General features: G+C 67.6%; 6 protein-coding genes. 3 read left to right on the forward strand and 3 right to left on the reverse strand.

The annotated features are described in order from the left end of the window. Positions 1–385: 385 nt before the first annotated feature. From OG828_RS15265 to OG828_RS15275, 3 genes are all read left to right on the forward strand, one after another. Positions 386–3,940, forward strand: a complete 3,555-nt coding sequence (locus tag OG828_RS15265; RefSeq protein ID WP_328501448.1) for a ThuA domain-containing protein — start codon at positions 386–388, stop codon at positions 3,938–3,940. Positions 3,941–4,011: 71 nt separating this feature from the next. Continuing rightward, positions 4,012–5,493, forward strand: a complete 1,482-nt coding sequence (locus OG828_RS15270) for an arabinofuranosidase catalytic domain-containing protein (RefSeq protein WP_328501449.1) — start codon at positions 4,012–4,014, stop codon at positions 5,491–5,493. 82 nt (positions 5,494–5,575) lie between these two features. Beyond that, complete coding sequence (locus tag OG828_RS15275) at positions 5,576–5,827, forward strand: hypothetical protein (RefSeq protein ID WP_328501450.1); 252 nt, start codon at positions 5,576–5,578, stop codon at positions 5,825–5,827. 130 nt (positions 5,828–5,957) lie between these two features. Here OG828_RS15275 and OG828_RS15280 read toward each other — a convergent pair whose 3' ends face one another. From OG828_RS15280 to OG828_RS15290, 3 genes are all read right to left on the reverse strand, one after another. Continuing rightward, complete coding sequence (locus tag OG828_RS15280; RefSeq protein WP_328501451.1) at positions 5,958–7,664, reverse strand: ThuA domain-containing protein; 1,707 nt, start codon at positions 7,662–7,664, stop codon at positions 5,958–5,960. Positions 7,665–7,693: 29 nt separating this feature from the next. Next, positions 7,694–10,537 carry a ricin-type beta-trefoil lectin domain protein gene (locus OG828_RS15285; protein WP_328501452.1) on the reverse strand — a complete coding sequence of 948 codons (2,844 nt, stop codon included), beginning with the start codon at positions 10,535–10,537 and terminating at the stop codon, positions 7,694–7,696. 836 nt (positions 10,538–11,373) lie between these two features. Next, a complete protein-coding gene (locus OG828_RS15290) occupies positions 11,374–12,975 on the reverse strand; it encodes an MDR family MFS transporter (RefSeq protein ID WP_328501453.1) in 1,602 nt (533 codons plus the stop codon). Positions 12,976–12,982 lie beyond the last annotated feature (7 nt).

A 12,982-nucleotide genomic window follows, 5' to 3' on the forward strand; every position in this document is an offset into this window, starting at 1 on the left:
GAGCCCTGGCAATACCACCGGACATCACAGCAGGGCGTTCGCCGTTGCCAAAATCTGTTATCAAATCGGCCCGTCCACAGTCGCGCGCCGAACCGCGACGACTGATACGCAAAATGTGTTATGGAATCGCCCCGACGACAGTCGCGCACCGAACCGCGATGATTGATGCGCAAAATGTGTTATGGAAACGGCCGCACTCGAACCATATTGACTGTTGCGATACGCCGCTGCATGCTGGCCGCCAGACCACGGGAGACGGTCGCATCTGGTGTGACGCCCCCTCTCTTCCGTAGGGATTGACTGCCCGTCACGGCGGACGGAATGACGAGCTGCCGGCGCGTGCCCGTGGTCATGCCATCGTTGCTCCGCCGAAATAGGAGACGGCATGCGTCGCGTCATATTTATCTTCGGGGTGATCGCGAGCGTGCTCCTGTCGCTCGTCGTCGCCCAACCGGCGTCAGCGGCGCCGGCCTTCCGAGCCCTTGTCTTCACGGAGACGGCCGGCTACCGGCACGATTCGATCCCTGCCGGCCTCGCGATGTTCCGGGAGCAGGCGGCGGCCAACAACTTCGAGTTGGTCCACAGCGAGGACTCGAGCGTTTTCACCCCGGCAAACCTCGCCACCTTCGACGTGCTCATCATGTTCCAGACCTCGGGAATGGTGTGGAACACGGCGGCCCAACGTCAGGCGGTGGAGGGCTACCTCGCCGGCGGCAAGGGCATCGTCGCGATCCACAACGCCACAGACATGGGCATCGAGAACGAGTACCCGTGGTGGGACCAGACCATCAACGGCGGCGCACACATGCCGGAGCACTCCCCCGGCGTGCTGCCCGGCACCGCCGTCGTCGCGGACAAGAAGCACCCGTCGACGGCCGGCCTGCCGGACCGATGGAACCGCAGCGAGGAGTGGTACAACTTCGACCGCAACTCCCGCGGCGACGTCCACGTCCTGGTCACCGCGGACGAGCGCACGTACAACCCGGGCCCCCGCGCCATGGGGCCGGACCACCCCATCTCCTGGTGCCGCAACACCGGCGGCGGCCGCGTGTGGGCCACCGCCATGGGGCACACAAGCGCGGCCTACAGCGAGACCCATTTCCGCAACCACGTCCTCGGGGGCGTCAAGTGGGCGGCCGGCAACGAGCCCGGCGACTGCGGCGGCACCGTGTGGAGCAACTTCGAAAAGCGCACCCTCGACGACAACACCGCGGACCCGATGGCTCTCGCGGTCGCCCCGGACGGGCGGGTGCTCTATGTCCAGCGGGCCGGTCAGCTGAAGATCTTCAAACCGACCACGAACAGCACCGTGACAGCCGGCACGCTCAGCGTCTACACCGGCGGCGAGGACGGCCTCACCGGACTGGCGCTCGACCCCGACTTCGCCAGCAACGGCTACGTGTACCTGTATCACTCCCCGGCCGGAGTCCCGAACGACATCAACCGGGTCTCCCGGTTCACGCTCACCGGCGACACCCTGAACATGTCGAGCCAGGTGACGATCATCGACATCCCCGCGACCCGGGACCGCACGTTCGCCGAGCCCGGGCACACGGGCGGGTACATCGAGTTCGGCCCCGACAAGAACCTCTACATCGGCACCGGGGACGACGTCCCACCGAACCTCGACTCCAACTGGCAGGGCTACGCCCCGCTGGACTGGCGGCAGGGCAAGGCCAACCTCGACGCCGCCCGCACCGCCGGCAACACCAACGACCTGCGTGGCAAGCTCCTGCGCATCCGGCCGTCGGCCGACGGCGGCTACACCGTCCCGGCCGGCAACCTCTACCCGCAGGGCACAGCGCAGACCCGGCCGGAGATCTACGCGATGGGCTTCCGCAACCCGTTCCGCTTCTCGATCGACCCGGACAACGGGTGGGTCTACCTCGCCGACTACGGCCCGGACCGGAACCCGCCCGCGACCAACCGCGGCCCCGAAGGGCTCGTCGAACTCAATGTCATCAAGGCCCCGGGCAACTACGGCTGGCCGTTCTGCCACGGCGACAACCAGGCCTACGCGCCCTACAACCCGAGCACCGGCGTCGTCGGCGCCAAGTTCAACTGCAACGCGCCGGTCAACAACTCGCCGAACAACACCGGCCTGACCAGCCTCAAGCCGATCGTCGCGCCGAACATGTGGTACGGCTACGGCGTCTCACCGAACTTCCCCGAACTCGGCTCCGGCGGCTCGGGGCCGATGGGCGGACCGGTCTACCGCTACGACGCCGCGAACCCGTCCGAGACAAAGTTCCCGCCCTACTACGACGGGGTCCACTTCTTCTACGAGTGGTCGCGCCACACCGTCAAGGAGGTCCACTTCGACTCCGCGACCGCGGTCACCCGGACCAACTCCTTCCTGCCCGCCGCCAAGTTCCTCAAGCCGATGGACATGGAGTTCGGGCCCGACGGTTCGTTGTACCTGCTCGAATGGGGCACCAACTTCGGCGGTGGCAACAACGACTCGGGTCTTTACCGCATCGACTACAAAAACCAGGGCGGGCGGGCGCCGACAGCCAAGGCCACCGGAACGCCCACCAACGGTGACGCGCCGTTGACCGTGCAGTTCAGCAGTGCGGGGTCCACGGACCCGGATCCCGGCAGCACGCTCAGCTACCACTGGACGTTCGGCGACGGCACCACGTCCACGGCGGCCAACCCGTCACACACCTACACCGCCAACGGCAACTACACCGCCCAGCTCAAGGTCACCGACATCACCGGCAAGACAGGCTTCGCCAACGTGCCGATCACCGTGGGCAACACCGCACCGAAGGTCACCGTCACGATTCCGCCCGACGGCGGCATGCTGGACTTCGGCGACCGCGTCTCGTACAAGGTGTCTGTCTCGGACCCCGGCGGCGCGCCCATCGACTGCACCAAGGTGTTCGTCAACCCCGCCCTCGGCCACGACGACCACCAGCATGAGACCACGGACTACCCGGGGTGCTCGGGCACCATCGACACGACGCTGCTCGGCGGGCACCCTGACGGCGCCAACCTGTACTACGTCCTCAACGCCCGTTACACCGACGACGGCGGCCCCGGCGGTGCGGCTCCGCTCACCGGCTACGCTCACGCGATCCTCCAACCCAAGCACAAACAGGCCGAGTTCTACACGGACCAGTCGGGTGTGCAGGTCGTCGAGCAGGCCGGCGCGGAGAGCGGCAAGCGGGTCGGCAACATCTCCGACAACGACTGGATCGCGTTCGACCCGATGAGCCTGTCGGGCATCACGAACGTGAGCTACCGCCTGTCGTCGCCGAGCGGCGGCGGATCGATCGAACTGCGCGCCGACTCCCCGACCGGCACACTCCTGGCCACGACACCGGTGCCCAGCACCGGCGGCTGGAACAACTACCAGTCCACGCCTGCGGTGAACACTGCCGATCTCGCCGGCTCGCACCGGCTCTACCTGGTGTTCAAGGGCACCTCGAACAACTGGTTCGACCTCGACTCGCTTACCTTCGGCGGCAACGGGGTCGGCGAACCGGGCGGCGGCGGTGGCGGCGTGGCCGGTCGGACCTGGACGGTCGCAGCGCAGCACAGCGGCAAATTCATGGACGTCAACGGCGCCTCGACCGCTGACGGCGCCCAGATCGTCCAGTGGCCGGCCACCGGCGGCAACAACCAGAAGTGGCAGGCCGTCGACGCAGGTGGCGGCGCCGTCCACCTGAAGGCGGTGCACAGCGACAAGTGCCTCGCCGTGACCAACGGCTCCACCGCCCAGGGCGCGTTCCTGCAGCAGTCCACCTGCGACAACGGCAACCCGCAGAAATTCCTCGTCACACCGACCACCACGGTGGGCGTGTACACGGTGAAAAGCCTCCCCAGTGGACTGTGCGTCGACGTCAACGGCGGCTCGACGGCCGACGGTGCACGACTCCTGCAATGGAGCTGCCACAGCGGCACCAACCAACAGTGGCGGTTCACCGCCGTATAGCCCGTCCGAACGGGATGCCCGGCGCGGTTGCGCGCCGGGCATCCCTCCCTACGAACAGGTGAGGAACCGCCATGGTGTTTCGGATACCTCGGCCACTCCGGTCCGGACGGCTGTCCGCGCTGGGCACAGCCCTGGTGCTTGTCGCCGTCGGCGCCACCGCGGTGGCGGCACCGATCGAGCCCGGGCAGAGCGCCCCCATCGTGGGCGCGCAGTCCGGCCGCTGCCTGACCGTCCCCGGCGCCGGCACCACCAACGGCACCCAGACCCAACTCTGGGACTGCACCAACGCAGCCGGCCAGACCTGGACCTACACCGCCGGCAAACAACTGACCGCCCACGGCAACAAGTGCCTCGACGCCAGCGGACGCGGCACCACCAACGGCACCCCGGTCATCATCTGGGACTGCAACGGCCAGAACAACCAACAGTGGAACGTCAACCCCAACGGCACCATCACCGGCGTCCAGTCCGGACTATGCCTCGACGCCAACGCCGCTGGCACCGCCAACGGCACCAGAACCACCCTCTGGTCCTGCCACAACGGCACCAACCAGCAGTGGAACTCGCCGACCCCGCCAGTGCCGGGCGGCGCGGGCACGTGCGACATCTACGCCTCGGGCGGCACCCCCTGCATCGCCGCCCACAGCACCGTACGAGCGCTCTACGGCACCTACAACGGCAACCTCTACCAGGTCCGGCGCTCGTCCGACAGCACGACCCGGAACATCGGCGTCCTGAGCGCGGGGGGCGCCGCCGACGCGACGACGCAGGACTCGTTCTGCGCGGGGGCCACCTGTGTCATCACCGTCGTCTACGACCAGTCCGGCCGCGGGAACGACCTGTGGTACCAGGGATCGAGTGTGGTTCCCGGCTCCAACCAGAGCCGCCCGGCGATCGCGACGTCGGAGTCGCTGGCGGTCGGCGGCAGCAAGGCCTACTCGCTCTACATCAACCCCGGCAACAGCTACTGGCGGGACGGCCACCTGACCGGCGTGCCGACCGGCAGCGCCCCCGAAGGCATGTACATGGTGACCAGCGGCACCCATGTCAACGGCGGCTGCTGCTTCGACTACGGCAACAGTGAGACGACCCGAGCGGCCGACGCGGCCGGGGCGATGGACGCGATCAATTTCAGCACCCAGTGCTGGTTCGGCGGGTGCGCCGGCACCGGCCCATGGGTCCAGGCCGACCTCGAATGGGGGCTCTACTCCGGTGGCAGTCAGACCTGGAACTCGAACCAGCGGGCCTTCACCAGCAAGTTCGTGACGGCGATGTTGAAGAACAACGGGACGAGCCGTTTCGCGCTCAAGGGTGGCAACGGCCAGACCGGAAGCCTGACCACGCTCTGGGACGGCGCGCTTCCGCCCGGCTACAGCCCCATGAAGAAGCAGGGCGCCATCATCCTCGGCAGCGGTGGTGACTGCTGCAAGCCCGGCGGCGGCGCGAACCTCAGCGCCGGCACCTTCTACGAGGGCGCGATGGTGTCCGGATACCCGTCCGACGCAACCGAGAACGCGGTACAGGCCAGCATCGTCGCCGCCGGCTACCGCTGAGTCGCTCCATCCAGGGACGGGCACGAGTGAAGGCGGTACGTGACATCACGTGCCGCCTTCACTCCCTCCGTGGCGAGCCGGGGTGCATCTGTGGCGTCGCTCGGACGGTCGGCGGCCGGCGGTCGCGTCGCCGGCAGCCGCGGCCAAGCTCGTCGAGGTCACCGACTTCGGCGCCAACCCGACGAACCTGCGCATGTACCTGTACGTGCCGGACCGCCTGGCGGCGCGGCCACCCGTCCTGGTCGCCGCGCACTACTGCGGGGGAAGTGGCCCGGCCTTCCACGACGGAAGCCCGTACGCCTCGCCGGCGGACCGGTGGCAGTCCGGCCGCTGACGGCCCTCCGGCTACACACCGACCTGGCCGTGGGTCGACCTGGCGTTCCTGACGTCAGCCGCCCCCGGCCCGGGAACCCGGAAGGGCCACCGCACAGTGGCAGGTGGCCCTTCCAGTGTGCCGCGTCAGCTCAGGGCAGGGTCCATTTCTGGTTGGTTCCGCCGTGGCAGGTCCACAGGTGCACGAGGGTGCCGTCCGACGAACCCGCGCCCGACACGTCCAGGCACTTGCCCGACTGCGGGTTCCGCAGCGACCCGTCCGGGTTCGCCTGCCAGTTCTGGTTGGCGCCACCGTTGCAGGACCACAACTGGACTCTCGCCCCGTCCGCCGTGCTGTTACCACTGACATCCAGGCACTTGCCCAACGCCTTGATCGTCGACCCCGGCGTCACCGTCCACTGCTGCCCCACCAAGCCCGTACACGACGAGATCTGCACCGCCGTCCCATCCGCCGAGCTGCCGCTCCGGACATCCAGACACTTACCCGTGAGCCCCACGATCGGACCCGCTCCGGGTGTCGGGCCGCCGCCCAGCTCCTTGATCCGGACGTTGCGGAACGATACGTCGTCCCCCGTGCCGTGATTCTGGATGCCGACGTGGCCGGCGAGCGAGCGGGCGGGGTCGGTGTTGGTGAAGTCATTGATCTTCACGCCATTGAGCCAGACCTGGAGCCGCTCGCCCTCCACGAGTAACTCGAAGGTGTTCCACTCGCCCGGTGGGTTGAGCGCCGCGTCCCGGGCAGCCGTGTCCGGGGCCTTGATGGCGTAGATCGAGCCAGTCGTGCGGTCAGTCGCGTCGGTGGCGTCGATCTGGACCTCGTAGCCGTTGTTCAGTGCCGACGACGGGTCGCTCGACGGTGGGAAGCCCACGATCACGCCGGAGTTGTCGTCGCCGGGCATCTTCCAGTCCAGCTTCAGCGAGCAGTTGGTGAACTGCCGGGCGCTGTACCAGAGCATGCCCAGGCCGCCGTACGAGGCGAGGGTGGCGTCCGAGTTGGTGAAGCCGCCTGGGCCGGCCTGCGACCAGCCGGTGGTCGAGCCGTTGTAGAGGGCCGTATAGCCGGTCTCGGGCCGGCAGTCGGCCTTGGTCCGGCCTGCCGCGTACCGGATGCCGCCGAGCAGGTGCGCCCGGAGGGCCGGCTCCGCGTACGACGCCTGGCTGTGCCCGCCGCCGGTGTAGAAGGACCGGCCCCCCGAGTGTGTCTTGCACCAGGTGTGCGGGTGGTCGGCGCCCATCGAGCCGCCCGAGTACGACGACTCGTCCAGCGTGGTGAGCACGCGCGCGGTGGTACGGGGGTTGGTCCGGAAGTTGTACCACTCATCGGTGCGGGTCCATGTCTGCGGCAGGTGAGCCGTCGCCGCGTGCGCCCGCCCCTCCACCTTGACGTCGGCCTGCTGGACAGCGGGGTGCGAGGCGAAGTAGGCGCCGACCAGCTCGCCGTAGAACGGCCAGTTGTACTCCGTGTCCGCGGCCGAGTGGACGCCGACGAAGCCGCCGCCTGAGCCGATGTACGACTGGAACGCCGACTGCTGGGCGTCGTTCAGAACGTCGCCGGTGGTGTTGAGGAAGATCACCGCCTCGTAGCGGCTCAGGTTGCTGGTGGTGAAGTGGTTGCCGTCCTCCGTGGCCGTCACCGTGAAACTGTTCGCCGCGCCGAGGTCGCGGATGGCCTGGATCCCTGCCGGGATCGAGTCGTGCCGGAAACCGGCCGTCTTGGAGAACACGAGGACGTCGTAGGGCGTGTCCGCGGCATTGACTGGGTTGGGCAGCCCGACGAGGGCCAGGGCGGCGAGTGTCGCGGCCGCCCCACCAAGCAGGCTTCGGGGTTGTCTGCGCATGTCCGTCGCTCTCTTCTTGGTGACAGAAATCAGGGCAGGGTCCATTTCTGGTTGGCTCCGCCGTGGCAGGTCCACAGGTGCACGAGGGTGCCGTCCGACGAGTTGGCGCCCGACACGTCCAGGCACTTGCCCGACTGCGGGTTCCGCAGCGACCCGTCCGGGTTCGCCTGCCAGTTCTGGTTGGCGCCACCGTTGCAGGACCACAACTGGACTTTCGCCCCGTCCGCCGTGCTGTTACCGCTGACATCCAGGCACTTGCCCAACGCCTTGATCGTCGACCCCGGCGTCACCGTCCACTGCTGCCCAGCCGAGCCCGTACACGACGAGATCTGCACCGCCGTCCCATCCGCCGAGCTGCCGCTCCGGACATCCAGACACTTGTTCGCGAGTCCGACGATCGGACCCGCTCCGGGTGTCGGGCCCCCGCCAGGATTGAAGGTGAACGCGTCGACGTCGAAGAGGAATCCGGAGCCGCCGGCGAAGGTCAGGTAGAGCGTGGTGGTGCCGGCCGGTGCACCGGAGATCGAGCCGTTGACGGTAGTGAAGTTCGTCCACGAGCCGGTGACCGGGACGGTGGCGGAGCCGAGGATGGTGCCGGTCGGCGAGCCGGCCCGAACCTGCAACGTGCCGCCCGCGCCGGCTGACGACACCCGGGCGCTGAACGACGTGGCGTTGCTCAGCTTGTACGGCTCGAATGCGATCCAGTCGCCGTTCTCGATGTCACCGACGGACTTGCCGCCCTCGGCGGTCGACTTGTCCAAGGTGGCGATGCCGGACGATGTCTTGTAGTGCTCGGCCTGCCGGTGCTTCGGCTGCAGGATGTGCTGCGTGTGCGTGGTGAGCCCGGCGTTGTCGGTGTACTCGGCGTCGAAGACTCCGAAGATGTTCGCCGCGTCGTCGTGCTCACCGTCGACCGGGATGGTGATCGTGCCCGAGCAACCGGTCTTCGAGGTGATCGGGTGGCCGTGGCTGTCGTGACCGACGATGTACGTCAGCTTGACTTTGGTGCAGTCGACCGTGCCGTCCTCCGGATCCGTCACGGTGATACTGAACGGCACGGTGTCACCGAAGGCGAAGATCTCCCCCGCGGCGGGGCTGTTGATGGTCACGGTCGGCGCGGTGTTGCCGACGGTGATCCGCACGTCGGCGGTGCCGGTGGCACCCTGCGGGTCGCGCACGGTCAGCGTGGCCGTGTAGTCGCCGTTTGTGTTGTACGTCTTCGTCGGGTTGGCGGCGGTGGAGCTGGTGCCGTCACCGAAGCTCCAGGCATAGGTCAGTGCCCCACCGTCGGGGTCGGACGATCCGGCCGAGGAGAAGGTCACGGTCAACGGCGCGGCGCCGGAGGTCCGGTTGGCGCCGGCCATCGCCGTGGGCGCCCGGTTGCCGCCGCCGACGTGGTCGAAGCGGTAAAGGGCGGAGTATTGGTCGCCCTGGTACAGCCCGGCGCCGTAGTCCAGCACGTAGTAGGAGCCGTCCGGGCCGAACGCCGAGTCGATCACCTGCTTGCCACTCCAGGGGAAGCTGTCGATGGTCCCCGGGGAGCCGTCGGCGTTGAGGTGGATCGGCTTGATCCAGCCGCGGCCGAACTCCGTGGCGAAGAACTGCCCGTCGAACGACTGCGGGAACTTCGTGGGCGAGCTGACGTCGGGGTCATACCGGTACACCGGGCCCGCCATCGGCGACTCCGAGCCGCCGCCGAACGCCGGCGGGCTGCCGGCGTCGCCGCCGTAACGGATCCAGGCAGCCTTGGCGGGGGGCAGCGCGCTCAAGCCGGTGTTGCGGAACGAGTTGTTCGTCGGCCCGCCCGAGCAGTTGTATTTCGCGCCTGCCGTGTTGGTGGCGAAGTCCCACTCGGCGTACGTCTCGGAGCTCGTGTTCGTGCCGGTGCAGTATGGCCAGCCATAGAAGCCCGGGCCCGTGACGCGGTTGAACTCGACCTGGCCCTGCGGCCCGCGCGCCGAGGTGGCGCCGGCATCGGGGCCGTAGTCGCCGACGTAGACGATGCCGGTGGCCTTGTCCACGCTCATCCGGAACGGGTTGCGCAGGCCCATCGCGTAGATCTCCGGCCGGGTCCTGGCCGTGCCGGGCGGGAACATGTTGCCTGCCGGGATCGAGTACGACCCGTTCTCGTTCACCTTGATTCGTAAGATCTTGCCGCGCAGGTCGTTGGTGTTGGCGGCGGTGCGCTGTGCGTCGAACGCCGGGTTGCGGTTGGCCCGCTCGTCGAGTGGGGAATATCCGGCGGACTCGAACGGGTTGGTGTCGTCGCCTGTGGACAGGTACAGGTTGCCTGCCGCGTCGAAGTCGATGTCTCCGCCGGCGTGGCAGCAGATACCTCGGTCGGCCGCCACGTCGAGGATGTCCACTCTGCTGGACTGGTTGAGCGTGAAGTCGGCGTTGAGCGTGAACCGGGAAAGCCGGTTGACACCCTGCCACGCCGACCAGTTGCCGCCGGTGGTCGGTGCGTCGCCTCCCGGTGTGGACAGCGGCGGGGCGTAGTAGAGGTAGATGTGCCGGTTGGTGGCGAAACCCGGGTCGACGCCGATGCCCTGCAGGCCGTCCTCGTCGTGCACGTATACGGGGATGTTGCCGATCACCGTGGTGGTGCCGTTGGCCTCCGTGCGGCGCACGGTCCCGTTGCGAGCGGTATGCAGCACCGACCGGTCGGCGAGTACGGCCAGCGACATCGGCTCACCGACCTCCGCGACCCCGCGGGCCAGTTGGACCTGCTGGAAGTCGGCGGCGTTGATCGGGTGCGCCGAGGCCGGGGTCGCACTGGACAAGGCCGCGGTGAGAGTGGCCGCGACCAGAAGCAGAGCCGAACCGATGACCGGCCAACGCGCGACTGCGGCCCTCCTGATCTTCATGAACATGACAATGCACTCCCCTTCCTGAACAGGTGGCTGCCAGGCTTGGGGCGCGCGCTGCCGCGCCGATGCCGTAGCGGGATTGGGAGCCGAGCGGGGGCAACCGCTCGGAAACAGTAGAAGTCGATGGCTACCGCGCTGTCGGGTCACATCGACGACCGTGATGGTCCGCCGACAAGGCTAGAAGACTTCAGCCCAACGTGTCCATACTTCCCTCCGGGCCGGCCAGACTATTGGCCTGTTGTGGAGAAAGTCGCGAAGCGCAGCAGTACGACTGTGACCAGGAGCGGTAGTTGGCACCAGGCAACGTTCGCGACCTGCGGTGATGCCAACTAGATTGTTGGGCCGTTGGTACGGAATCAGAGAGATAGTTGGCACATTGGTACAGCGCAGGTCACGGGGGAGTCGCCACCGAAGTGACAGATCAGCACGAGCCGTTGTCGCTGGCCTCTAGGCGTGAGGCTCCCAGTCTGCACCCGCCGGACTTCAGGTCCCGATACAGTTCCCCTGTTGATAATCCGTACGGTGATGCATCCAGAGCACCACGTCACAGACCCTCAGCACGCTGACGCTCCCAGGAAGGTCGGCGGACTGTCGCCCGAGCGGGACCTTTTGCAGCCTCAGCACAGCAATTGCACCGAGCACGATCAGCACGAGAGCGGCGACGGGTGTCAGCAACGGCCAGCTGGCCGACATCAGAACTCCCCAGTCCCTTGGAGTAGGTCGACACTATCGGGCCTCGGTCCTCCGGAGTCAGTCGCGTTGCGGCGCTCCCGCCGAGCACTTCGGTGGCTTTAAGCACAACGGCGTCAAGGCGCCCCGAAGTGGTGTCGTCGGTCCGCTCACCCCGCATTCGTCTCCGGACCTCCGGGCGCTCGCCCCGGTGCCTCCCCATCCGGTCTGTGGGAGTCGCCACCGGCGAGCCGCTTCTCGGGAAGCACGACGGCCAGGACAACACCGACGAGGAACAGCGGGACCAGGTAGCCGAAGACCGGGGTCAGGGCGTGCTGGTAGGCCGCGACTACGGCGTCCTGGACATGGGCCGGCAGGGCATGAACGAGTGCGGGGGTCAATGAGTCCGTGTCGCCGACTGTCTTGAGGTCACTCGACGACAGCCGGGCGCTGAGCTGGTCGGTCAGTCGGCTGGTGAAGACCGCGCCGACTGCGGCGGTCCCGACCGTCGCGCCGATCTCGCGGAAGAAGTTGTTGGCGGCGGTCGCGGTGCCCACGTCGGCGGCGGGGAAGGCGTTCTGCACGGCCAGGACGAGGGTCTGGGACATGAGGCCGATGCCCACGCCCATCAGGAAGAGGTACCCGCAGAGCAGAGTGAGGGGGGTGTCCACATCGAGGGTGGAGAGCATCAGGGACGTGACGGCGATGACGAGCGAACCGGCGATCGGGTAGATCTTGTAGCGGCCGGTCCGGCTCATCCGCTGGCCGACCGGCAGGCTCGCACCCATCAGGCCGACCACCATCGGCAGCAGCAGCCAGCCGGACTGTGCGGCGGTGGCGCCGTAGACCATCTGCAAATATGTCGGCATGTAGCTGAGGACCGCGAACATCCCGACACCGATCACGATCATGCCGATGAGGGTGGCGATGTCGAAGATGGGGCTGCGGAACAGGCGTAGCGGGATGATCGGTTCGGCCACGCGGCTCTGCGAGTAGATGAACAGGATCCAGGATCCAACGCCCGCAACGGCCAGGCCGAGGATGAGCGGGTCGCTCCAGGCATAGTCGGTGCCGCCCCAGTCCGCGACCAGGACGGTGCAAGCAACGGCCGCCGTCATGAGGGTGATGCCGATGTAGTCGATCGTGGCCTTGAGCGCTTTGCGCGGCAGGTGCAGCGCCACGGCGCACACGGCAAGTGCGAGCAGGCCCACCGGCAGGTTGATCCAGAAGCACCAGCGCCAGCCGATGCTGTCAGTGAACCAACCGCCGAGCAGCGGGCCGACGACAGATGCCAGCGCGAAGATGACACCGATCGGAGCCATGTACTTCGCGCGCTGACGGGGTGGTACCAGGTCGGCGACGATCGCCTGTGAGGTGATCATCAGCCCGCCGCCGCCCAGGCCTTGGACGGCCCGGCCGATGATCAGCATCGCCATGTCCTGCGCGGATCCGGCGATCGCGGAACCTGCGAGGAAGACGATGATTCCGCCGATGTACAGGTTCTTACGGCCGAGCAGATCACCAAGGCGGCCGTAGACAGGCATCACCACGGTGGCGGCCAGGATGTAGGCCGTGGTCACCCACGCCATATCTGTCACACCGTGCAGTTCGCCGACGACGGTGGGCAGTGCGGTGCTGACGATGGTCTGGTCGAGCGAGGCGAGGAGCATCACGGCCATCAGGCCCGCGTATATGAGTCCGAACCGGCTCTGCCCGTCGGAGGAGTGCCGCTTTTCCTCCGGCGAGTGCGCCACAGAGAGGGAGTCACTCATCGGTTCT

Source organism: Streptomyces sp. NBC_00457 (assembly GCF_036014015.1).
In the GTDB taxonomy this organism is placed as follows: domain Bacteria; phylum Actinomycetota; class Actinomycetes; order Streptomycetales; family Streptomycetaceae; genus Streptomyces.

Excerpts from the sequence above, each read along its gene's own strand:
- OG828_RS15270 (WP_328501449.1), top strand. The coding sequence starts at position 4,012 with ATGGTGTTTCGGATACCTCGGCCACTCCGGTCCGGACGGCTGTCCGCG.
- OG828_RS15290 (WP_328501453.1), bottom strand. The coding sequence starts at position 12,975 with ATGAGTGACTCCCTCTCTGTGGCGCACTCGCCGGAGGAAAAGCGGCAC.
- OG828_RS15265 (WP_328501448.1), top strand. The coding sequence starts at position 386 with ATGCGTCGCGTCATATTTATCTTCGGGGTGATCGCGAGCGTGCTCCTG.
- OG828_RS15285 (WP_328501452.1), bottom strand. The coding sequence starts at position 10,537 with ATGTTCATGAAGATCAGGAGGGCCGCAGTCGCGCGTTGGCCGGTCATC.
- OG828_RS15280 (WP_328501451.1), bottom strand. The coding sequence starts at position 7,664 with ATGCGCAGACAACCCCGAAGCCTGCTTGGTGGGGCGGCCGCGACACTC.